Source organism: Collinsella sp. AM36-4AA, from assembly GCF_003467795.1.
Classification (GTDB): Bacteria; Actinomycetota; Coriobacteriia; order Coriobacteriales; family Coriobacteriaceae; genus Collinsella.
Genome location: NZ_QSHS01000016.1, coordinates 13087 through 36503, shown reverse-complemented (window position 1 = coordinate 36503; position 23417 = coordinate 13087). Strand labels below are relative to the sequence as shown.

Sequence of the window (23417 nt, the reverse complement as noted above, 5' to 3'; positions counted from 1 at the left end):
GATGCTAAGCCCAACGGTTGGACGGGTTTGTATCCGGAATAAACCCTGCGCAGGGGTGGTTTTTGTCCGGCGAATCGGTAGAATCGAATACAGCAAGAAGTTCGAAGCGCATCCGTTTGGGTGCGCTTTTTTGAGGGAGGCAGCATGGCATATCGTCTGGACATTAAGCGTATTCTTTCGATGAACTTCTTTCACGACCTGCCCCAGATTATGTTGGGGTGCGCTCTGGCCGCTATTGCGACCGACCTGTTTTTGATTCCCAACGGCCTTGCTGCCGGTGGCGTTACGGGCCTTGCCACCATTATCCAGGCGGTCGGCGCATCGCGCGGTCTATCGCTTCCCGTTGGTATTCAGACGATCGTGATGAACGCCTTGCTGCTGCTGGTCGTTATGCGCGAGGGTGGCATGTTCTACGTGGTGCAGACGGCGACGGGCTTTGTGCTGCTGGGCTTTTTCACCGACCTGTTCGCTCCGTTTGTGGCGCCGCTGGCACATGCCGATCTGATGCTGCCCGCTATGTGGGGCGGCATCATCACGGGCATCGGTTATGGCATGGTGCTGCGCGCCGGCGCCAACACCGGCGGCTCGGACACGATTGGCCAAATCATCTCGCGTAATACCTCGCTGCCCGTGGGCTCGACCGTCATGGCGATCGATGTTGCCGTATGTGCGCTGTCGGCTCCGGTCTTTTCAATCGAAAATGCACTATATGCAGGCCTTTCGATGGTCATTAGCGGCTACGTGATCGATGCCGTGGTCGATGGTGGCAACAAACGCCGTATGGTACTCATCATCTCGGACAAGTTCCCCGATATCGCTGCCGATATCATGTATGGCCTGGGTCGTGGTTGTACCAAGTTTAAGGCGACTGGCATGTATTCGGGTGCCGAGAAGCCGGTGATCATGGTCATCGTGAGCCGTCGGGAGCTCAATACCCTCAAGACGATCGTGCGCGAGCGCGATCCTCACGCCATTGTGACGGTCGCCGACGTTACGGAAGCCTTCGGCGAGGGATTCAAGGACATTAGCGCGTAGGGCCGACCGCGTCCCATCCAAAAGACGTTCACATTGATAAACCGTTTCATCAGCGGTTCTGCCTGCTCAATTGTTCAAATAATGATAAAAACTCTGGTAAAGCCATCAGTTTCCAGCATAATGAATGACGTACGTGCATTGCGGCTGTGTTGGGATTACCTTCGGTGCCGTGCGCATTTTGTCTAATGAGGATGAAAGGAAGGCACAATGAGCGACGAAGAGCTCAAAAAGGTTGCCAACGAGGTAAGGAAGGGCATCGTCACCGGCGTGCACGCTGCCAAGTCCGGCCATCCGGGCGGTTCGCTCGGCGCTGCCGACATCATGACCTATCTGTACTTTGAGGAAATGAACGTCGACCCGTCCGATCCCCGCAAGGCCGATCGCGACCGTTTTGTGCTCTCCAAGGGCCATTGCGCTCCGGGCCTGTACGCCGTGCTCGCCGAGCGCGGGTTCTTCCCCAAGGAGGATCTTGAGACGCTGCGCCACATCGGCAGCCACCTGCAGGGTCACCCCAACATGAACGACACCCCGGGCGTCGACATGTCCACCGGCTCGCTCGGCCAGGGCATTTCCGCCGCCGTGGGCATGGCCGTTGCCGCCAAGCACTGGGGCGATACTTATCGCACGTACGCCCTGCTGGGTGATGGCGAGAGCGAGGAGGGCCAGGTCTGGGAGGCCGCCATGTTTGCCGGCAACCAGCAGCTCGATAACCTCTGCGTGATCGTCGACCACAACGGCCTTCAGATTGACGGTCCCGTCGAGGAGGTCAACGACCCCATGCCGCTCGCCGACAAGTTCCGCGCGTTCAAGTTCCACGTGGTTGAGCTCGCCGACGGCAACGACTTCGACCAGATCCGCGCCGCCTTTGCCGAGGCTCGCGCCACCAAGGGGCAGCCGACCGCCATTATCGCCGAGACCACAAAGGGCAAGGGCGTGTCCTTTATGGAGAACCAGGTTGGCTGGCACGGCAAGGCCCCCAACGATGAACAGTTTGAGCAGGCCATGGCAGAGCTCACGGCCGCCGGAGAGGAGCTCTAGGATGGCAGACGTCAAGAAAATCGCCACGCGTGTAAGCTACGGCGAGGCCCTCGTCGAGCTTGCCAACGAGCACGATGACTTTGTGGTCCTCGACGCCGACCTGGCCGCCGCCACGCAGACCGGTAAGTTTAAGGCCGCTTGCCCCGACCGCTTCTTCGATGTGGGCATTGCCGAGAGCAACCTGATGGGCGTCGCCGCCGGTATCGCGACCACTGGTCGTGTTGCCTTCGCGAGTACCTTTGCCATGTTCGCTGCCGGTCGCGCCTTTGAGCAGGTCCGCAACTCCATCGGCTACCCGCACCTCAACGTCAAGATCGGCGCCACGCACGCCGGTATTTCGGTCGGCGAGGACGGCGCCACGCATCAGTGCTGCGAGGATATCGCCCTCATGCGCGTCATCCCCGGCATGACCGTGATCGTTCCCGCCGACGACGTCGAGGCCCGCGCCGTGACGCGCGCCGCCTACGAGTGCGACGGCCCGGTGTACATGCGCTTCGCCCGTTTGGCCTCGCCGGTTATCAACGACCCCGAGACCTACAAGTTCGAGTTGGGTAAGGGCATTGTCATGCGCGAGGGCGCCGATGTGACCATCATCGCTTGCGGTCTGATGGTCGGCGAGGCCCTCGAGGCCGCCGAGCAGCTCGCTGCCGAGGGCATCGACGCCGAGGTCATCAACATGCACACCATCAAGCCCATCGACGCCGACCTGGTCGTCAAGAGCGCTACCAAGACCGGCCACGTCGTGACCGTCGAGGAGCACTCCGTGATCGGTGGTCTGGGCAGTGCCGTCGCCGACGTCCTGTGCGAGCAGTGCCCGACGCCGCTCAAGAAGATTGGCGTCAACGACACCTTCGGCGAGTCCGGCCCGGGTGCCGAGCTCCTGCACAAGTACGGCCTGGACGCCGCCAACATCGTGGCAACCACCAAGGAGTTCTTGGCATAAGGCAAGACGAGGCAAAGTATCGCGTCGACAACCGCAAACAAGCCAGAACAGGGGTGTCCTCAAAGAGGGCGCCCCTGTTTATGCTGAATTTAAATTAGAGTCCTGCCAAGCAAAGTTCCCATGGGGAAACGGGCCCATCCCAACAAAGTGCAATTCAGACCCTTCCAACTTTGTATGCGCAGCATCTCAAGTTGGTGCGTCGGCCCCATAGTAGCCGCAGGCCGGGCGCAGGGTTACCTCCCAAATCTTTCCGCAGCGCAGGCCGGCGTTTGTCCGCAGCTCCGCAGGAGCAGGACAAATGCCGGCCATGCGCGAGGACGATTTGGGAGGTAACCCTGCGCCCGGCCGGTGAGACCCAAACCCCGCCATGCTTCTTATGTGCAGTAAAGCTAATGCTGCTAAAATACAAAGCGCTCATGTAGTTTAAACGCACGACGATAAGGAGCACCAGTGGGTAACCACTTCCGTACCTCCGGTGCGGGCGACGATGCCCCCAAGACGCAGACAGGCGTCCAGGGCAGTCGTTTCGCCACTCCGGATTCAGAGGGTCAGCCTGTTGCTCAGGCCCCCGCTCAGCCGGCAGATCAGGCACAGCCGGCATCCGATCCCTTTGCCTACAATCCCACCAGCGATGTCGCGCTTTCCGGCACGGCGGGTTTTGAGCCCGTTCAGGCCGTGACCGCTCGCGTGGAGCAGCCTCAGGCTGGTGCCGCCACGCCGCAGCCTACCATGGCCGGCATTCCCGACCCCATGGCCCCTGCGACGCCGGTTCCTCAGCCTGCGCAGTCCGGTCTCTTTGCCGCTATTCCCGATCCCACGCAGCCTGCTGCCCCGGTGGTCGAGAGCGATCAGGCCGCCGAGGTCGCAAGCCTCGATAACGCGCTCAACAACCCCGATTTTACGTCGGTGTTTGCGCCCATCGATCCGCAGGCCAGCCGCAAGAAGATGGCCAAGCAGGCCGGTGTCGAGCCCGTCATCCTTATGGAGCATGTCACCAAGATCTATCCGGCACAGCCCAACAAGCCCGCACTCGACGACATCAACATCGAGATCTATCCGGGCGAGTTCGTCTTCCTGGTCGGTCACTCCGGCTCGGGTAAGACCACGCTGCTGTCGACGCTCAACCGCGACGTCAAGCCGACAAGTGGCCGCATCCTGGTTGCCGGTCAGGACCTCATGAAGATCAAGAACCGCAAGGTTCCGTTCCTTCGCCGCCAGATTGGCGCCGTGTTCCAGGACTTTAAGCTTCTGCCGCAAAAGACCGCCTACGAAAACGTGGCGTTTGCCCTGCAGTGCATCGGCAAGCCCAAGGGCGTCATTCGCAGCCAGGTGCCCGAGGTGCTGCGTCTGGTCGGTCTGGCCGATCAGATGGACTCGCTGCCCGACCAGCTTTCCGGTGGCGAGCAGCAGCGCGTCGCCGTCGCCCGCGCTATGGTCAACCGTCCGCCGCTGCTGATCTGCGACGAGCCCACGGGTAACCTCGACCCGGCGATCTCGCTGGGCATCATGAAGCTGCTCGAGCGTATTAACCGCACCGGCACCACCGTGATCGTCGCCACGCACGACCGCGAGATGGTCGATAGCATGCACCGTCGCGTGATCGCCCTCGAGGGCGGCCACGTTATCCGCGACCAGGAGAGGGGAGGTTACGGCAACTATGGCACCAACTAACGTGGGCTACTCCTTCAAAGAGGCAATCAGTCACTTCTTCCGTAACTGGACTACCTCGCTCGGCGCCGTCATCACGATCTTCCTTTCGCTGTTTATCATCGGCCTGTTCATCATGGGCTCCGCGATGCTGAACTCCGTGATCGGCACCGTCGAGGATCAGGTTGTCATCAACGCGTTCATTAGCGATGACGCCGATCAGGCCGATGTTCAGGCTTTTGAGGCCGAGCTTAAGACGTGGAATAACGTCAAGTCCGTTACCTATAAGGACAAGGACGACGCGCTGGCCGAGTATACGAGCAAGATGTCGGGCAACGCCGACGCCACCATGAGCGCGCTCGATGGCCAGAACCCGCTGCCGGCTTCGTTTGCAATTGAGATGGACGATCCGTCCAAGGTCGAGAGCACGGCAGAGAAGCTCAAGAAGAACGCCGACTTCCAGAAGATCGCGGATGACGGCGACGTCAACGCGAGCGTGCTGTACGGCCAGGAGGAAGTGAGCCGCCTGTTCCAGGTGACCAACTACATCCGCATCGCCGCCGTGGTGCTCGTTGGCCTTCTGACCTTTATCGCATTCATCTTCATCAACAACACGATTCGCCTGTCCATCACGGCGCGTCGTCGTGAGATTGCGATTATGCGTCTGGTCGGCGCCAGCAACGGCTTCATTCGTGGCCCGTTTATCACCGAGGGCGTACTGCAGGCCATTTTGGGCTCGCTGCTTTCCATCGGCGTTCTGGAGCTGCTGCGTAATCTGATGATTCCGCGTCTGCAGGAGAGCATCGGCTGGATGTCGTTTGCCCTGCCGATGCAGTACTACCTGGTGACCTATGCTGCGCTGATTCTGGTCGGCGTGATTATCGGTCTCTTTGGTTCTGCCATCGCCATGCGCCGCTACCTGCGCGTGTAGGCATGCCTGGAATTCATCCCTTCCAACGGGTCGTCTCTTATGGGGCGGCCCGTTTTTTGATCTCTAGGGGACGGCAGGAAAGCGAATCATTTGGGTAGACTCTTTGGAGTTCGTCATCGATAGCAAGGAGGCGCCATGGGGCGCAATAACAAGCATAAGCGCGGTGCTCGCAATAAGCGTGGGCCGGTGCGCAGCGAACGCCGTCCGAGCCTGACCGGGCGCGTGCAGCTCCATGAGCATGGCGCCTATGTCATAACCGAGAGCGGCGACTACAAGGTTATGGGCCGCGGTAAGCGCGAGATCATGGATGGCGATACCGTTGCCGTGAGCATTAAGAACAGCCCGCACGGTGAGCGGCGCGCCGTGATCGAAGGCGTGGTTGAGCGCGCAGCCATAAGCGTGGTGGGTACGTACCAGACCGCTGGTCCGCTCGGTGTGATCGAGCCGCTCGATTCGCGCCTGAAGGCCGACTTCTTCATTCTGCCCGAGGATACCTCGGCGGATCGTCTGGGCGTCCACCCGGGTGATGCCGTTGTCGTGCGCATTTTGACCTACCCGACGCGCCTGGAATCGGGCACCGTGACGATCGAGCGCCGCATTGGCGGAGATGACGCGCCCGATTTGGGCGTTCAATACGTGATGGCGCGTTACGGCTATACCGATAGCTATCCCGAGGCCGCGCTGGACGAGGCCGAGGGGCTTTCGCTCGATGTGTCCGCGGCGCTTAAGGACCCGCTCCGCCGCGATCTGCGCGACCGCTTTGTCATCACGATCGACCCGGTCGACGCGCGCGACTTTGACGATGCCATTTCGCTTGAGCGCACGCCCGAGGGTGGCTACAAGCTGGGTGTGCATATCGCTGACGTTTCTCACTATGTGGCTTGGGACGGGCATATCGATCTTGAGGCTCGCCATCGTACGACATCGGTGTATCTGGCCGATCGCGTGCTTCCCATGCTGCCCGAACGCCTGTCCTGTGACCTATGCTCGCTTCGCCCTGACGAGGACCGTCTTGCGTTTACCGTTGACATTGAGCTCGATGCGCAGGGTCGCGTGCGGCATTACGATCCTTACCCCAGCGTGATTCGCTCGCGTGTGCGTATGGACTATGACGGCGCCGAGGCGCTGCTGGTGCGTGCCGGCGCGGTTGAGTATTCGGTGCTGGAAGGCGCCGCTGAGGATGTTGCGGCTGCTGAGGCCTCGCGCGAGGAGGCGCTTGAGCGCGGTCTTGCGTGCGAGGAAACTGCTCGCGGCTATAACGTCGACCTCGGCGATTTCCTTGTCGCCGCCAACGAACTCGCCGAACTTCGCCGTCGTATTCGTCGTGCCCGCGGCTCAGTCGATTTTGACACGGCCGAGATTCGCGCTCTATTGGATGAGGACGGAGTACCCGTGCAGATTGTGGCGCGCGAGCGTTCGTGTGCCACGTCGCTTATCGAGGAAGCCATGCTACTCGCCAACGAGTGCGTTGCAGAGTGGCTGGCAGACCGTGATATCGAGGCCTGCTATCGCGTGCATGAGGATCCGAGCCCCGATAGCCTGCACGGTGCCGCCGTTGCGCTGGCGCAGCTAGGCATCATCGACGATCGCCGTGCTGCCGGTATCGCCCTGGGGAGTCCCGATGAGCTACAGGCTGCAGTTGATGCTGCCGCCGGTACGGCCAACGCACCGCTCGTCAACACGCTGCTTCTGCGCAGCATGCAGCGCGCACTGTACAAGCCGCGCAACGAGGGCCACTTTGCGCTCGCCGCGCCGTGCTACTGTCACTTTACGAGTCCCATCCGTCGCTACCCCGATCTGGTGGTGCACCGCGTGCTCAAACTGCAGTTGGCCTATGAGCAGCTCGGCGGCAAGGACGCCCTGGTCCGTACGCCGCGGCTGATCGGCAAGGGGCGCGAGTCGCTGCCGCGCATTCTGCCGCAGATCTGCCGCGCATGCAGCGATGCCGAGCGCGCGGCAGATGCCGCTAGCCATGCGACGCAAAAGATCAAGATTGCCCAGTACTATGAGGACCGTCTGGGCGAGCGCTATGCCGGAACCGTCTCGTGGGTTAGCAGTATGGGCCTGTTCGTACGCCTGGATTTGACGCAGGTCGAGGGCCTGGTTTCAATTAAGAGCCTGGGCAACGAGTGGTTCGAGTTCGACGAGGACGCGCTTACGCTGACGGGCGCCGACACGGGGACTCGCTATGAACTGGGCCAGCGCGTGATTATCGAGGTCTCGCGCGTCAATACCACGCGTGGACACTTGGACTTTAAGCTTATCCACTAGCTAAATCCCGACTCGTGGCGGGAGAGCGGAGGGCGGTCTTTCGGGGCCGCCCTCCGCATTTGAATCGTGGCTACCTTGCCGTCTGCTCGGCTGCCCGCTTACCTGCTATTTGAGAGGTAAAACCTACCAAAATAAACCTGTCCCTTTTTGGCAGGTTTACAAGAAAGCGGGGATGAGATGGCGACGGTGTACGGTTATGCGCGGGTGAGTTCGCGCGATCAGAACCTTAATCGGCAGCTGGATGCGCTGGGCGCCTATGGCGTGGGCTCGGCGAATATTTATGCCGACCATGCGAGCGGCAAGGACTTCGATCGACCGCGTTATCGCGAGCTGCTACACGTCCTGGGAGACGGGGACGTGCTGGTGGTGCTTTCTATCGACCGACTTGGCCGTAATTACTCCGAGATTCTTGAGGAATGGCGACGCATTACCAAGGAGCTCGGGGTTGCCATTGTGGTGTTGGACATGCCATTGCTTGACACGCGCGCTAGGGCCAGCGGCGCGCCGGATGTGACCAACGCTCTGATTGCCGATATTGTGCTGCAACTGCTGAGCTACGTGGCGCAGGTGGAGCGCGAGAATATCCATCGGCGCCAGGCGGAGGGAATTGCAGCGGCGCGGGCGCGAGGGGTTCGTTTCGGTCGACCTCGCAAGCCGTGCCCTCCTCAGTTTGAGCTGGTGCGCGATAGCTATGAGGCAGGCGATATTACCCGCAGCCAGGCAGCAAAGTGCCTGGGCGTGTGCGTAGGGACGTTCGATCGCTGGATGCGCGAGGCGGGGTAGGGGTTTGCGTCGCTTTGTCGCTTCCTGTTGCGATTCAAATTTTGATACGGTGACGATGCCATTTGGGGCTACACTCGCTGATATTCAAAAAAGGAGGCTGGCCCTTGACGCGCGTAAAACAAATAATCGGATGGACCGCGATCGTTCTGTTCGCTGCAACGCTGGCGGGCATCTGGGCGCTGACGGAGCAAAATGCGGTGGAGACGTCGTTGCTGAGCGAGTCCATCGCGCGTGTGGTGGAGGGCCGGGCTACGGGCGTTCAGGCTGTCGATGCCACGGGTGAAGCCCAGACGGAGAACGGAATGACCGGGGGCACCGATTCGGCTGCCTCGAATGTCCAGTCTGGCCGACTTGTTTCCATTCGCATGTGGGTGGGCACAAACGTCCGTCGCGTTGCCCATACCGTAGAGTTTTTCTTCGTCGGATTGTTCGCCTCGGTGGTCGTGGTTTGCTTTTCCAGGCGTCCGTGGAGCGTATGCTCCCGTTGCGTGCCCGTATTGCTCTTTTGCGCCGCCTGCTCCGTTGGCGATCAGGTACATAAGATCTTTGTTCCCGGCAGGCATTTCGACGTTATCGATTTAGGATTCGATGCTGCGGGCTATGTCACCGCCATGCTGTTGGTATTGCTGGCAGCGGCGTTGGTGCGCCATGCGACTCGGCCGATCGGCGCCCATGCGAGGCGCTAGCCTTAAGACGAGGCATCGCGACTGCCTATGCTTCGACATTGACTACAATAACGGCTGCAATCGCGAGTGGCCGTCGATGTGCAGTTTTCCAGACACCTGTTTTCTCTAAGAAAGGAAATCCCATGACCGTACTGTTTGTTGAATATCCCAAGTGCTCGACCTGTAAGAAGGCAAGGCATGGCTGGACGAACACGGGGTAGAGTATATCGACCGCGATATCGTTTTGGACAATCCCACGGCTGATGAGCTTGCGACCTGGATTGCTCGTTCGGGACTGCCGGTGCGGCGCTTCTTTAATTCGTCGGGCATGAAATATCGAGAGCTGGGCCTGAAGGCGCGTCTAGATGCGGGCATGACGGATCGGGAGTGCTACGAGCTGCTGGCGACCGACGGCATGCTGGTCAAGCGTCCGCTGTTGGTGGGCGACGACTTTGCGATTCCCGGCTTTAGGGAATCGGCTTGGGTCGAGGCGTTGCTGTAGCGGCTGCGGAAAGTGCGACCCGTTTTGAGTGCTCAGGGTGGGACGTGTTTTCCATCGGCGGGCTCGCTCGGCTCAATCATCGAGCTGTGCCCATTCGTGCGGATCGTAGACCTTTACGTGCTTGTTGGGCTTGCCGCTCCAGTACTCCTCGTCCATAAAGGGCAGATATGCCTGAACGCCGGGGCAGATAAAGGGAATCCGCTGCTGTTGCAGTCGCTCGCGCTGTCGCTGCTCCAGGTGCGCCTCGGATATGACAGTCGGCATACCGGACAGCTCGACGAGGCTTGCCTGGATTCGCTTAAGGTCGGGGAGTCCCGCGTGCCATGACATCCGCATGATCAAAAAGGATGCACGGCGGTAGTTTGCCTGCATCACCGTGATGGCGGGGCGCAGAGTGGGATGGATTTTGTCCCGTTCGGGCCAAAGGTCAGCAGTGATCTCGAGGCCCAGGGTCTCCCATAGGTAATCAAGCTCTTCGTCCATGGCGCCTCGATATCCGTGCAATGATGACGGTTCGATTGTGCCATCAGCCGTGAGTGCTGCATTGTTGTAATCTACCAGCGGTAGATGCGGGATGTTTTACGGGCTTTGGCGCCGTACGTGTCGCTGGCGCTTCACAGGTCCTTCACGTGTCGGCCGTATTTGACTGAATTTCAAAAAAGTCAAAATTGGGGCTTGCGTCACGGCCGGACTTCCCGTATATTTCTTTCTTGCGCAAAGGCACAGCCGAGCGCAGCGATGCAGTCATTGGGATGTCGTCTAATGGCAGGACAGCGGATTCTGGTTCCGTCAATGGGGGTTCGACTCCCTCCATCCCAGCCATTGCATTTGCTACATATGGCCCGTTCGTCTAGCGGTTTAGGACGCCGCCCTCTCAAGGCGGAGATCACCAGTTCGAATCTGGTACGGGCTACCAAAATTGAACGCCCGGGCCTCGTAAGAGACCCGGGTTTTGTGTATTGACCGATATTTAAGGCGCGCGTTGAGTCTGCCGCCCGGACCGAGGAGTTGTCATGGACCTGCCTATCAGCTTGGAAGACATCACGTATGCCGAGAACTATCTGGCGCAGGGCGACCTGGCTACGGCGACGCCGCTGCTTGAGCGTCTGGTGGAGCTCGCCGAGGAGTATATCGACGCTGAGTGCAAGACGGAGGAGAAGCGCCAGTACTTTAGCTTCGACAGCAAGTTTGAGCGCCTGGCCTATCGCCGTGTGGAGAAGGATCCGCGCGAGCTGGTGCAGGTCGAGGTTCCCTTTGACCGCCTGTACTCCGACATGGCGTTTGCCTACATTCGCCAGCAGGATTATGTGAGTGCTCGGAATGCCCTGATGCAGGCCGTGCGTTGGGATCCCATGAACTGCAACTATCGCTTGGACTTGGCCGAGCTGTTCCGCGCGCTCGAGGACAAGCAGGAGTGGGCATCGCTCTCGTTCTCGGTGCTGGAGCGCGCGAGCGACGGTAAGTGCGCCGCACGCGCCTACACCAACTTGGGTCAGTACTTCTTGGAGCCCGAGACCGAGAACATTTCGGCTGCCGTGGGCTGCGCGCGTCTGGCGCTGCGCCTGGCACCCAATGATGCGCATACGACGCGCCTGCTCAACAAGATCCATACCACCTATCCGGATGCCGCGGACGAGAGTGACGACCATGTGATGGGTGAGCTCGCCCTGCAGGGCGTGCCGACCTCGCCTTCGGCCGAGATCGCCATCTGCCTGATCATGTGCGCGACCGATGCTGCAAGCGACGGCGACAAGCAGGAGGCTACGCGTCTGACGGTCCGTGCCCGCGACCTGGTGGGCGAGGAGGCATGCGCGGCGATCATTAAGCTGGTGCGCGAGAGCGATGCCGAGCTTAATGCCGAGCGCAGGGCAAAGCGCGAGGCTGCGGGCTCAAACGCCAATGGCGCCAAGGAGGCCGGCGATGCCCAGTAAGCGCGAGCGCAAGCTCATTTCCAAGAATCGCTCGGCACATCACGAGTACTTTATCGATGAGACGTTTGAGTGCGGTATTGAGCTGAGCGGTACCGAGGTCAAGTCGATTCGCGAGCGCGCGTGCCAGATTACCGATACCTTTGCACTGATTCGTGGCGGGGAGTGCTGGCTCGTCGGCCTGCATATCCACCCTTATAGCCATGGTGGCGTGTGGAATCGCGATCCCGACCGTCGGCGCCGTCTGCTGCTGCACCGCAAGGAGATCGACTTTCTTGACGGCAAACTTCGCAACCGTGGTTATGCGCTGGTTCCGTTGGAGCTCTACTTTAATACCGACGGTCGCGTAAAACTGCTGCTGGGCCTGGGTCGCGGCAAGAAGCTCTACGACAAGCGCGAGGACATGGCCAAGCGTGATGTCCAACGCGAGATCGACCGCGCCCTCAAGGAACGCAACCGCTGACCGTCCTTCATAAGTTGCGGTGGAATACGGACTGTTTTGCCTGTTTGAGGGGCTATTCAGTCCTTATTTCACCGCAACTGCGGGCGTCTCATCTTGCTTATACTGTTTTGACACATATGTCTCAAAGGTGGTGTCCGTTGTGGGCGCCGCCTTTTTGTGGGTACATACATCCATGAGGTTCCAACCCGGGTTAGGGGAGTGATTGTTATGGACAAAACTGCGTTCTTTACCATGCCGAGCGGTCTGTACGTGGTGAGCGCCGCGGCAGACGGGCTGCGCGCCGGCTGCGTCATCAACACTGCGGTGCAGGTGACGTCCATGCCGCCGCGCATTTCGGTTGCCGTGAACAAGGACAACGTCACCTCGGGCGTCATCGCTTCGGCCAAAGCGTTCGCGCTGACCGTGATCGATCAGACCGCCGATATGCTCTACATCGGTAACTTTGGGTTCCGCACCAGCAGCGATTATGACAAGTTTGCCAAATACGAGACCCGCGAGACGGCTCTGGGCATGCCCTATGTGCCCGAGCACGCGGCGGCCCTGTTTAGCTGCCATTTGATCGACACTGTGGATGTTGGCACGCATCTACTGTTTATCGGCGAGGTCGAGGATGCCGAGCGCTTGAGTGACGAGACGCCGCTCACCTACGATTACTACCATAAGGTCCTGAAGGGCAAGACGCCTCCGAAGGCGTCCTCGTATCAAGGCTAGAAATGTTTTAAAAGTACTTGCATTATATTATTGAGAATCTATACTGATAAATGAAGTACATCACCAGTCGCGTTTGAGAGGAGAACATCATGGCTGAGGAGAAGAAGACGTATAAGTTCGTGTGCGTCGTTTGCGGTTACGAGGTTGAGGTCGATACGCCCGAGCTGCCCGAGGATTATGTGTGCCCGGTGTGCGGCGTCGGTCCCGATCAGTTTGAGCTCGTCGAGGAGTAGCTCGCAGACACACGGCGAAAGCCGAACATAGCTCTGTCCAAGGGCCTCGGTCGAATTCTCGGCCGGGGCCCTTTTCCTCCGCCCCCAAGGGATCACGGTTGCTGTTGGCCGATCCTGTCTGTTGTGAGTCCGGCCGACCTTTTGTCTTAACCCGCCACATCTAACGGTGGAAATTGGGCCCACTTGTTACATATCGAGACAAACCAAAACCGTCCGGCAGAAGATCTCAATCTGTAACATCTAGACATCGAAAGCGGGTCTAGATGTTGCAGATCGAGACGTTTGCCTGAGTAGGTGCCCCGCCCCATTACATCCCTGTCAACAACACGACATCGAGAATCGTCACGATGGCACCGATCCCTACGAGCAGCGCGTTGAGCGGGCGCGAATTGGCATATTTGCCCATGACGCGGCGTGAGCTGGTGAGCCGTATGAGCACAAAGACCGTAATCGGCAGCTGAAGCGACAGCAGCGCCTGACTCCAGATGAGACCTTCAAAAGGATTTGGAACGACCAGGCACGCCGCCACTGCTCCGGCGAAACAGGCCGCCACCCCGACCGAGGAATGTCGGTCGTGGATGTCGTATTCCTCGTCGAACATGCCCGCGGTGATGGTGCCCGCCGCCATGCCCGCCGTCACACTACTCGAGAGGCCCGCAAACAGCAGCGCTACCGCAAAGATGGTCGAGCTCGCCGGGCCCAAGATGGGGGAGAGCGTGGCCGCTGCGACGGCGAGGTCGTCTACGACCATGCCGTGCGCAAAGAAGGTCGTTGCGGCCAGGATGACCATGGCCGAGTTGATTGCCCAGCCCACGCCCATCGAAAAGAGCGTGTCGAAGAGCTCGTAGCGCAGACGCTCTTCGATAACCTGCTCGCCTTGGCCTTCGAAGTGCATGGATTGGATGACCTCGGAGTGCAGAAAAAGGTTGTGTGGCATAACGACCGCACCCAGAACGCTCACGATAATCGCGGCAGAGCCAGTGGGCATACTGGGCGTGATCCAGCTTGCGGCGGCTTGCGGCCAGTCGACCTTGACTAGTGCAAGCTCGGCCAAAAACGAGAGTCCTACCACGCCTACGAAGGCGATGATCCAGCGTTCGGCTCGCTTGTAGGAGTTCGTCATGAGCATCGCCATCGATACTGCCGCCACGATGACGCAGCCCGCACGCACGGGCAGCCCAAAGAGCATTTGAAGGGCAATCGCGCCGCCCAGGACTTCGGCCATGGCGGTGGCGATAGTCGCGAGATAGGCGCTGCCGAGCACCGCGCGTCCCACGATGCGGGGGAGAAAGCGGGTCGTGGCCTCGGCAAGGCAGGCGCCCGTGGCGATGCCCAAGTGCGCCGCGTTGTGCTGCAGCACGATGAGCATAATCGTGGACAGCGTGACGATCCACAGCAGCGCGTAGCCAAACTGCGAGCCCGCGGCCATATTGGAGGCCCAGTTGCCCGGGTCGATAAAGCCGACGGTCACGAGCAGCCCGGGGCCGATATGCCGCGCAATGTCTAGGCCTCCGTGACCACCGGTGCGTCGGGAGCCAAAGTGTTGTTTGAGATGGTTGAGCATGGTGCGCTCCTGCGTATGGGCGGCGTGACGTCGCATCTGGGTCGTGCGGCGCCACGCGTCGGATTTGGGTTGGGGCTACTTGTGCGCTTTGCCCTGATTGGCCACGGCGTCGATCTTGGCGGCGATGGTCGCCGGGTCGCCGATGTAGCGCTTGTCGAGGACATTGAAATCGGTATCGAAGGTGTAGACGAGCGGCACGCCGGTGGGGATGTTGACCTTGAGGATCTCCTCGGGCGTGAGGTGCTCGAGCTTCATGACGAGTGAGCGCAGGGAGTTGCCGTGTGCGGCGATGAGTACGCGCTTGCCGGCGAGCATCTGGGGGCGAATCTCGTCTTCGAAATAGGGCCAGGCGCGGGCGATCGTGTCCTTGAGGCATTCGGTATAGGGCAGCTGATCGGGCGCGACATCACGGTATTGCTCCTGGGTGTGGGGATCGCGCGCGTCGTTCGGCTCGAGTGCCGGCGGGCAGATATCGAAGGAGCGGCGCCAGATGAGCACCTGCTCGTCGCCGTGCTCCGCCGCGGCATCGGCCTTGTTGAGACCCTGCAACGCTCCGTAGTGGCGCTCGTTGAGCTTCCAGGATTTGATGACGGGCAGCCACTCGCGATCCATTTGGCCGAGCACGATGTTGAGGGTGTGGATCGCGCGCTTGAGGCGCGAAGTGTAGCAGACGTCAAAGTCGAAACCGGCTTCTTTGAGGGCTCGACCGCCTGCTGCGGCTTCTTCGCGGCCCGTGTCGGTGAGCTCAACATCGGTCCAGCCGGTGAACAGGTTGAGCTTGTTCCACTCGGACTCTCCGTGACGGATGAGGACGAGTTGCATCGTCTGCTGGTCTGCTTGGTGCGCCATAGGGGCCTCCTTGATCTGGCACGGTGTGCGTGCCGTTTGCTTGACGCCGCAAAGGATACCCGTTTTAGGCTTAAAAGTTAACCGAGACTAACAAAATTGTTGTATTTGAATGGGATGGTGAAGGGGGCTGCCGAAATGTCTCGATCTGTAACAACTAGGGATGGAAATTGGGCCTAGGTGTTACAGATCAAGACAGGAAGAAATGGTCCTATGGAAAATCTCGATCTGTAACAGCTGACCGCCAAAACCGGCCCTTCATGTTACAGATTGAGATGTTTGAAGTGGTGAGCTAACAGGCCGAACTTGGGGCCTATGTTGTCGCCCTTGAGGTCGGCGGTGTCCACTCGTAGGGCGTGCGTTACGCGATTGTTTCGAAACGGGTGGGAAACACAACGGGCCGACGATGCTCCTACTATGCCTATTCAACTGACTGTCTAAATATCTAGGGGAGGATCGCGATGCAGGCAGATTCCGCTCAGCAGCAGGGCCTTTATCGCCCCGAATTCGACCACGATGCATGTGGCATCGGCGCGCTTGCCGATATCAACGGTGAGCGCCATCACCAGATTCTGGACGACGCACTGTCCATTCTGGTCAACTTGGAGCACCGCGGCGGCACGGGACTCGAGAAGAATACCGGCGATGGCGCTGGCATCCTGTTCCAGGTTCCGCATCACTTTTTCCGTAAAGAGGCTCAAAAGTGCGGTCAGATTCTGCCGGCAGAGGGCGACTATGGCGTGGCCATGCTGTTCTTCCCGCAGGACGACAAGGGCGTAGAGGATGCCCGCCGCGTGTTTGAGGAGGGCTGTGCCGAGGCCGGCGTGCCGCTGCTCTTTTGGCGCGAGGTGCCCGTCGACCCGCACGACCTGGGCGAGACGGCCCGCGCCTGCATGCCCACTATCCTGCAGGCCTTCCTGGGCCGTCCGGACGACACGCCCGCCGGCGATGCCTTTGAGCGTCGCCTGTACGTGTGCCGCCGCACCATCGAAAAGAAGGCCGATGCCGAGTTTGCCCTGCGAGACAAGATCTTCTACGTGTGCTCCATGAGCTCGCGCACCATCGTGTACAAGGGCATGCTGGTCGCCACGCAGATGCGCCGCTTCTTCATCGACCTCAACGACGCCGCCGTCAAAACGGCCGTGGCGCTCGTCCACTCGCGCTACTCCACCAACACCACGCCCAGCTGGGAGCGTGCGCACCCCAACCGCTTTATCATCCATAACGGCGAGATCAACACCCTCAAGGGCAACGTCAACTGGATTCGCGCCCGCGAACCCAACCTGTACAGCCCCGTGCTGCAGCACGATCTTGAGCGCGTGATGCCCATCATCAACCGCGAGGGTTCCGACTCCGCGATTCTGGACAACGTGCTCGAATTCTTGGTCATGAACGGTCGCCCGCTCACGCGTGCCGCGTCCATGTTGCTGCCCGAGCCGTGGGACCACAACGATAGCCTGAGTGAGGAGCGCCGCGCCTACGACGCTTACCAGTCCATGCTCATGGAGCCCTGGGACGGCCCGGCGGCCATCGCCTTTACCGACGGTCGCACGCTGGGCGCCGCCCTCGACCGCAACGGCTTGCGCCCCGCCCGCTACTACGTGACGCGCGATGGCCGCTTTATGCTGGCAAGCGAGGTGGGCACCATCGAGGTGAGCCCCGAGAACATCCTGACGAGCGGCTGCCTGGGACCGGGCCAGATGCTCGAGGTCGATTTTGCCCGCGGCCGCGTGATCTACAACGACGAGCTGCGCGCCCGCTATGCCAAGGAGAAGCCCTACCGCGACTGGATTGCCGAGGAGACACTGACCGTCGACGCGCTCGATGAGCCCGCCGCGCCCGCGCCCGCCGAGGATGCCGAGGTGCCCGCCGCCGTGCGCATGGCCAAGCTCGGCTATCACTGGGATGATGTTGACGAGGTCGTGCGCCCCATGGCCCAGCAGGGCAAGGCCCCGCTCGCCTCGATGGGTATCGATGCGCCGTTGGCCTGCCTGTCCAAGAAGACGCGTTCGTTCTTTGACTACTTCTATCAGCTGTTCGCTCAGGTCACGAATCCTCCGATCGATGCCCTGCGCGAGCACATGGTGACTTCGACCACGCTCTACCTGGGCAACCACGGCAACCTGCTCGAGGATTCCCGCACGGCCTGTCAGCTGGTGCGCTTGGAGCGCCCATTGCTCAACGAGGAAGAGCTCGAGCATATCTGTGCCATCGACCGTGTTGGCTTTAAGACCCGTCGTTTCCGTGCCGTCTACCGCCGCGATGCCGGCGAGGGCGCGCTGCAGGCTGCGCTCAAACAGCTTGCCGAGGACGTTGAGGCTGCGGTCCGCGACGGCGTGAACATTGTGGTGTTGAGCGATCGTGCCGCTGCGGGCGAGGTGCCCGTGCCGTCGCTGCTCGCCGTGGGCTGTGTGCACAACCACCTGATTCGCGCTGGCGTGCGTACCTTTGCCGACATCGTGGTGGAGTGCGGCGATGCCGTGTCTCCGCACGACTTTGCGGCACTGGTGGGCTACTCCGCGAGCGGCATCTATCCGTACAACGCACATGCGTGCATCCGCGATCTGGCGGCACGCGGCGACCTGGACGTGACGGCCGAGCAGGGCATCGCCAACTACAACAAGGCTGCGACCGCCGGTATCGTCTCCATCATGTCCAAGATGGGCATCTCCACGGTGCAGAGCTACCATTCGGCGCAGATCTTCGAGGCCGTGGGCTTTACGCCGGAGTTCGTCAACGCGTACTTCGCCGGCACGGTGAGCCGTGTGGGCGGTATGGGTGTCGAGGACGTTGAGTGCGAGCAAAACGAGCGCTACGACGCCGCGCTCGCTATCCTTAAGAGCCCGGCTCCCGATCAGCTGCCCACACTGGGTCTGACCAAGTGGCGCCCGCTCGGCGGCGAGGATCACCTCATCGATCCGCAGACTGTCTACTTGCTGCAGACCGCCTGCCGTGAGGACAGCTACGACACCTTTAAGGAGTACAGCGCCCGCCTGCACCGCACCGGCCGCGCCGTGCGCCTGCGCGACCTGCTGGACTTTGATGCCAGCGGTCGCACTCCGGTGGCACTCGACGAGGTCGAACCCGCACTCAACATCGTCCGCCGCTTTAACACCGGCGCCATGTCGTATGGCTCCATCAGCAAAGAGGCGCACGAGTGCATGGCCATCGCCATGAACCGCCTGCACGGCCGTTCCAACTCCGGCGAGGGCGGTGAGGACCCGCGTCGCGAGACCCCGCTGGCTAACGGTGATTCCAAGAACTCCGCGATCAAGCAGGTGGCAAGTGCGCGCTTTGGCGTGACGAGCCGCTACCTGTGCAGCGCCTTCGAGATTCAGATCAAGATGGCCCAGGGCGCCAAGCCCGGCGAGGGTGGCCACCTGCCCGGCAAGAAGGTCTACCCCTGGATTGCCGAGGTCCGTCAGTCTACGCCCGGCATCGGCCTGATCTCGCCTCCGCCGCATCACGACATCTACTCCATCGAAGACCTGGCCGAGCTCGTCTTTGACCTTAAGAACGCCAACCCTGGCGCACGCGTGTCGGTCAAGCTGGTCAGCGAGGCCGGCGTCGGCACCATCGCAACCGGTGTGGCCAAGGGCGCTGCCGACAAGATCTTGATCAGCGGCCACAATGGCGGCTCGGGTGCCGCTGCTCGCGATTCGATCTGGCACGCCGGTCTGCCGCTGGAGCTTGGCCTTGCCGAGGCCCAGCAGACGCTGCTGCAAAACGGCCTGCGCTCGCGCGTGGTGCTCGAGGCCGACGGCAAGCTCATGGACGGCACCGATGTTGCCGTCGCCTGCCTGCTGGGCGCCGAGGAGTTTGGCTTTGCGACCATGCCGCTCATCTCGATGGGCTGCCTCATGCAGCGCGACTGCCAGCAGGATACCTGCCCCGCCGGCATCGCCACGCAAAACTGCCGCCTGCGTCGCGGCTTCCGCGGCAAGCCCGAACACGTCGAGCACTTTATGCTCTTTGTTGCCGAGCAACTGCGCGAGGTCATGGCGAGCCTGGGCTTCCGCACCGTCGACGAGATGGTCGGCCATCCCGAGTGCTTGCGCCAGATTGAGGTCCCGGGCAACCGTAAGGCCAACCTGCTCGATCTGTCGCCCGTGCTGGCGAGCGCGACCTGCGAGTTCGGTGCCCATATCCCGGGTGCCGACGGTCGTCACTTCCTGCCGCAGATGGCCGCGGACAGCGAGCTCGACAAGACGCTCGACTCCACGCTGTTCGTGCCCTATACGGCCGATGCCCGTGCGCACCTGCGTCCGATTCGCTTCCGCGCCGATATCGCCAACGTCAACCGTTGCGTGGGCACCATCCTGGGCAACGCGGTGACCAAGGCACATCCCGAGGGCTTGCCCGCCGGCTCCATCACCGTCGATTGCGATGGTTCGGCCGGTCAGAGCTTTGGCGCGTTCCTGCCGCGCGGCATTACGCTCAACGTGTGCGGCGACGCCAACGACTACTTTGGAAAGGGCCTTTCGGGCGGCGAGGTGTCGGTGCGCCCCAACCCGCATGCGACCTACAAGTTCGACGAGAACATCATCGTGGGCAACGTTGCGTTCTTTGGCGCCACGAGCGGCCGCGGCTTCATTAACGGTCTGGCAGGCCAGCGCTTTGGCGTGCGCAACTCCGGTGCCACCGTGGTGGTCGAGGGCTGCGGCAACCATGGCTGCGAGTACATGACGGGCGGTCTGGCGCTCATCCTGGGCGAGGTCGGGCAGAACTTCGCCGCCGGTATGACGGGTGGCGTGGCCTATGTCTTTGACCAGTACGGCACGCTCAGTGCCCGCGTGAACCACGAGAGCGTGGAGCTCAAGGCCCCGACGGCCGGCGAGCTGGCACAGATTCGCGAGCTCATCCAGGAGCACGTGGACGCGACGCAGAGCCCGCGCGGCATCAAGCTGCTCTACAGCTTTGAGACGATGAGCAAGCACTTCGTGAAGGTCATTCCGACCGAGTACGAGCGTGTGCTGGCGATTGTCGCCGCCGCCGAGGCCGTCGGCAAGACGCATGCGCAGGCAGAGGAGCTGGCGTTTGACATCGTGACCGGTCGCGCGAGCGCTGCGGATCTCGCTCGCTTCGATGCTGCGGGCGGTGCTGCGGGCGCTGCGTCCGTGGCTGCCAGCCCTGTTGCTTCGACCAAGAAGGAGGCGTAAGTGCCATGGGTAAGCCCGGTGCTTTTCTTGATATCGATCGCGTGACCCACGAGCTGCGCCCCGTGGAGGAGCGCAGCCATGATTTTGATCCGCTGTACGTTGAGCTCGATGACGATGCACGTCGCGCCCAGGCGAGCCGCTGCATGATGTGCGGCGTGGCGTTTTGCCAGATGGGCGCGAGCTTTGGCAAGGCACGTCCGAGCGGCTGCCCGCTGCACAACTTGATTCCCGAGTGGAACGAGCTGGTGTACCGCGGCCGCTGGGACGAGGCTGCCGAGCGTCTGTCGCTCACCTCGCCCATGCCCGAGTTCACGAGTCGTGTGTGCCCGGCGCTGTGCGAGGCCGCGTGCAACCTGGGTTCGGTCGATGGCCAGCCCACGACGATCCATGACAACGAACGTGCGATCAGCGACCACGAATGGGCAAATGGCGGTCCGCGTCGCTTTGAGCCGGCGGGGGAGGACGCGCCCTCGGTCGCCGTGGTTGGTTCTGGCCCGGCTGGCCTGGTGGCTGCGTGGGAGCTCGCGCGTCGCGGTGCCCGCGTGACGGTGTTTGAGCGTGACGACCGCCCGGGCGGCCTGCTCATGTACGGCATTCCCAACATGAAGCTCGAGAAGTCCGTGGTCGAGCGTCGCGTGGCGCTCATGCGCGAGCTGGGTATCGTCTTTGAGCTGAGCGCCGATGTGACGGACCCTGCGGTGGCAGCCAAGCTCAATGGCTTTGACGCCGTTGTGGTGGCTGCTGGTGCTCGTGCGCCCCGCGGTCTTTCGGCTACGAATGTGGATGCCCCGGGCGTGGTGTATGCCGTGGATTACCTGACGGCTTCGACTGTGTCGGTACTCGACGGCGGCGAGCCCGCTATTGACGCGCGCGGCCTGGACGTTGTGGTCATTGGCGGTGGCGATACGGGCAACGACTGCGTGGGTACCGCCGTACGTCAGGGCGCGCGCAGCGTGCGTCAGTTTGAGTTCTTGCCGGCGGCGCCCGATAAGCGTACGGCGAGCAACCCCTGGCCGCAGTGGCCCAATGTGAAGAAGACCGACTATGGCCAGCAAGAGGCCATTGCCGCCATGGGTGGCGAGATGCGCGCCTGGGGTGTGGATACCCTCGAGGTGTTGCTGGACAAGAAGGGCGCGGCCGCGGGTCTGCGCGTAGTCGATCTAGATTGGTCGGCCGGCAAGCCCGAACGCATTGCGGGCTCCGAGCACGAGGTGCCGGCGCAGCTGGTGCTCATCGCCTGTGGCTTTACGGGTCCCGAGCATGGCGTGTTCGATGTGGTGAGCGTGCCTGTTGCCACCGCTGGTCGTCCGCTGCCGGTGATGGCTGCCGAGGGCTCGCACCTCGCGGCCCGCGTGGATGGCGTTGCTGCGGATGCCGCGCCGGTGTATGTGGCCGGCGACGCCCGCAACGGCAGCTCGCTCGTGGTGAGTGCCATGGCCGATGCCCTCGCCTGCGCTGCCGAGGTTGCCGAGGCACTGGAACTGTAAAGTAGTCACGGAGATATTCAACAATCGAATCGGCAAGGGCTGTCCCTAACTGCCGGCACAAAAGGAACGTCCCTAAGTGCCGACAGTTAGGGACGTTCCTTTTGTGCCGGCATTCGGGGACACTCCTTGCGGATTTGCGAGCAGTTTGCTCGTTTGTCGACGTGCGGGTGTTCATTTGTCGACTTCTTGGGCTGTGGTCACCTGTTGTTTCTGTGGTGGCTGCGGGCATCTGGCTCAAAAGGGCGGGTTGGCCGTCTATGTTTGCCTGCGGTTTTGTTGCGGTGCGCATTTTCGGTCAAGCTTTTCGTCAAGTGTTTGGTCAGCATCTGGTTTGCAGCCGGAGGCCTATTTTGCCCGCGCTGGTCGTGGCTGCCCACCCTCCTCGTAAGCTCAAATTGAGGTCCATCAGTTTGAGGAGGATGCCATGACTGACCACGCTTTTGACCGAGCAGAGCTTGCTGAAGCCGTCGGCAACGATATTGCCGACATGGCTCACTTTTGGATGCTGCGGAAGTTTCAATTCCTGGAGCCGGCACGCGAACAGTTCGAGGTCATTGTCGACCCGTGGCTCAGCTATTGCGAGGGGCCTTCTCAAAACGAAATCATGGCCTACAACATGGCGTTTACCGATTGGCTGCTGTTTGAGCGCCCCTATCGCCATGGCAAAACGCTGCTCGAGCTATATGTTGACGAGCCGCCGGCATCGCTTTCGCCTGCCTCGCTCAAGCGGCTCGAGCAGGTACGCGACACGCAGTATTTCTCGCGCTTTGGCATTTTGGACAAGAATCCTGCGTCCGGCATGGTCGTGCTGAAGGACACGCGCACCGATCATCGCTTTGATGTCTACGACCCGCATATCGTGCAGAAGGAGCATTGGAACGACGGCGCGATTGCGGTGCGCCTCGCCTGCGTCGACGATGTCTGGCTTACGGCGGGACAGCTCTACCTGTATGACATCGCGCGCCTGAACGACACGGCGGTCGACGGACCGGGTGCGGTGCATCCCGAGGATCTGCAGGACGGCTTTGACACCTCGTGCATCAGCTTCTTCTTGCGTCTGGTCCGCGACATCATGGGCGCCCAGGGGCGGTACGTAAAGTCCCTCAACATCTACGAACAGGAATGGGGGTAGAGGATGGGCGGTTGTCGCCTGCCTTGCCTTCTGCCCTTTTGTCTCGATCTGTAACGTTTGGGGACAAAAACCAGTCTAT

The 23417-nt window shown here is 61.2% G+C and carries 18 protein-coding genes, 2 tRNA genes and 1 pseudogene; 18 read left to right on the top strand and 3 right to left on the bottom strand.

Annotated elements, in window-relative coordinates; all coding sequences use genetic code 11:
• The first annotated feature begins 144 nt into the window (after nt 1-144).
• The 9 genes and pseudogenes from DW850_RS06200 (at nt 145) to DW850_RS06160 (ending at nt 9815) form a co-directional block, all read left to right on the top strand.
• Nucleotides 145-1035, top strand: coding sequence for a YitT family protein (locus DW850_RS06200; RefSeq protein ID WP_117564199.1), 891 nt, complete (start codon nt 145-147; stop codon nt 1033-1035).
• Between the two features lie 207 nt (nt 1036-1242).
• Nucleotides 1243-2073: a transketolase gene (locus tag DW850_RS06195; protein ID WP_117638068.1), complete on the top strand. Its 831-nt coding sequence runs from the start codon at nt 1243-1245 to the stop codon at nt 2071-2073.
• 1 nt (nt 2074) lies between these two features.
• Nucleotides 2075-3016: a transketolase family protein gene (locus DW850_RS06190; protein ID WP_117786557.1), complete on the top strand. Its 942-nt coding sequence runs from the start codon at nt 2075-2077 to the stop codon at nt 3014-3016.
• Between the two features lie 450 nt (nt 3017-3466).
• Complete coding sequence (ftsE, locus tag DW850_RS06185; RefSeq protein WP_117583023.1) at nt 3467-4687, top strand: cell division ATP-binding protein FtsE; 1221 nt, start codon at nt 3467-3469, stop codon at nt 4685-4687.
• Nucleotides 4674-5594, top strand: coding sequence for a permease-like cell division protein FtsX (ftsX, locus tag DW850_RS06180; protein ID WP_117778507.1), 921 nt, complete (start codon nt 4674-4676; stop codon nt 5592-5594). Before ftsE ends, ftsX begins: the two co-directional genes overlap by 14 nt.
• A 135-nt stretch (nt 5595-5729) precedes the next feature.
• Nucleotides 5730-7865, top strand: coding sequence for a ribonuclease R family protein (locus DW850_RS06175; RefSeq protein ID WP_117786556.1), 2136 nt, complete (start codon nt 5730-5732; stop codon nt 7863-7865).
• 177 nt (nt 7866-8042) lie between these two features.
• Nucleotides 8043-8648: a recombinase family protein gene (locus tag DW850_RS06170; protein ID WP_117786555.1), complete on the top strand. Its 606-nt coding sequence runs from the start codon at nt 8043-8045 to the stop codon at nt 8646-8648.
• Between the two features lie 104 nt (nt 8649-8752).
• Nucleotides 8753-9334, top strand: coding sequence for a VanZ family protein (locus tag DW850_RS06165; RefSeq protein ID WP_158565232.1), 582 nt, complete (start codon nt 8753-8755; stop codon nt 9332-9334).
• Between the two features lie 122 nt (nt 9335-9456).
• A pseudogene (locus DW850_RS06160) lies at nt 9457-9815 on the top strand (arsenate reductase family protein).
• A 72-nt stretch (nt 9816-9887) separates the two neighbouring features.
• Here DW850_RS06160 and DW850_RS06155 read toward each other — a convergent pair.
• On the bottom strand, nt 9888-10298 hold the full coding sequence (locus DW850_RS06155; RefSeq protein ID WP_089572222.1) for a hypothetical protein: 411 nt from the start codon (nt 10296-10298) through the stop codon (nt 9888-9890).
• A 265-nt stretch (nt 10299-10563) separates the two neighbouring features.
• Here DW850_RS06155 and DW850_RS06150 point away from each other — a divergent pair.
• The 6 genes from DW850_RS06150 to DW850_RS06125 all read left to right on the top strand — a co-directional run bounded on the left by DW850_RS06150 (nt 10564) and on the right by DW850_RS06125 (nt 13150).
• Nucleotides 10564-10637, top strand: a tRNA-Gln gene (locus tag DW850_RS06150).
• A gap of 17 nt (nt 10638-10654) precedes the next feature.
• Nucleotides 10655-10731 (top strand) — tRNA-Glu (locus tag DW850_RS06145).
• A gap of 97 nt (nt 10732-10828) precedes the next feature.
• The gene (locus tag DW850_RS06140; RefSeq protein ID WP_117641023.1) at nt 10829-11746 is read left to right on the top strand and encodes a hypothetical protein; all 918 of its coding nucleotides are present in this window, start codon (nt 10829-10831) and stop codon (nt 11744-11746) included.
• Nucleotides 11736-12206, top strand: a complete 471-nt coding sequence (gene smpB, locus DW850_RS06135) for an SsrA-binding protein SmpB (RefSeq protein ID WP_006235325.1) — start codon at nt 11736-11738, stop codon at nt 12204-12206. Before DW850_RS06140 ends, smpB begins: the two co-directional genes overlap by 11 nt.
• A 207-nt stretch (nt 12207-12413) precedes the next feature.
• On the top strand, nt 12414-12917 hold the full coding sequence (locus DW850_RS06130; protein ID WP_055251877.1) for a flavin reductase family protein: 504 nt from the start codon (nt 12414-12416) through the stop codon (nt 12915-12917).
• Between the two features lie 89 nt (nt 12918-13006).
• Nucleotides 13007-13150: a rubredoxin-like domain-containing protein gene (locus DW850_RS06125; protein WP_055251878.1), complete on the top strand. Its 144-nt coding sequence runs from the start codon at nt 13007-13009 to the stop codon at nt 13148-13150.
• A gap of 307 nt (nt 13151-13457) precedes the next feature.
• Here DW850_RS06125 and DW850_RS06120 read toward each other — a convergent pair whose 3' ends face one another.
• A complete protein-coding gene (locus DW850_RS06120; protein WP_117639824.1) occupies nt 13458-14714 on the bottom strand; it encodes an Nramp family divalent metal transporter in 1257 nt (418 codons plus the stop codon).
• A gap of 75 nt (nt 14715-14789) precedes the next feature.
• Nucleotides 14790-15536, bottom strand: a complete 747-nt coding sequence (gene gpmA / locus DW850_RS06115; RefSeq protein ID WP_192934503.1) for a 2,3-diphosphoglycerate-dependent phosphoglycerate mutase — start codon at nt 15534-15536, stop codon at nt 14790-14792.
• 485 nt (nt 15537-16021) lie between these two features.
• Between gpmA and gltB the strand changes: the two genes are divergently transcribed.
• From gltB to DW850_RS06100, 3 genes are all read left to right on the top strand, one after another.
• Nucleotides 16022-20719: a glutamate synthase large subunit gene (gene gltB, locus DW850_RS06110; RefSeq protein ID WP_117786553.1), complete on the top strand. Its 4698-nt coding sequence runs from the start codon at nt 16022-16024 to the stop codon at nt 20717-20719.
• A 5-nt stretch (nt 20720-20724) separates the two neighbouring features.
• Nucleotides 20725-22206, top strand: coding sequence for a glutamate synthase subunit beta (locus DW850_RS06105; RefSeq protein ID WP_117639820.1), 1482 nt, complete (start codon nt 20725-20727; stop codon nt 22204-22206).
• Nucleotides 22207-22630: 424 nt separating this feature from the next.
• Entirely contained in the window at nt 22631-23338 is a 708-nt protein-coding gene (locus DW850_RS06100) for a hypothetical protein (protein ID WP_117639818.1), read from the top strand.
• Nucleotides 23339-23417: the final 79 nt, after the last annotated feature.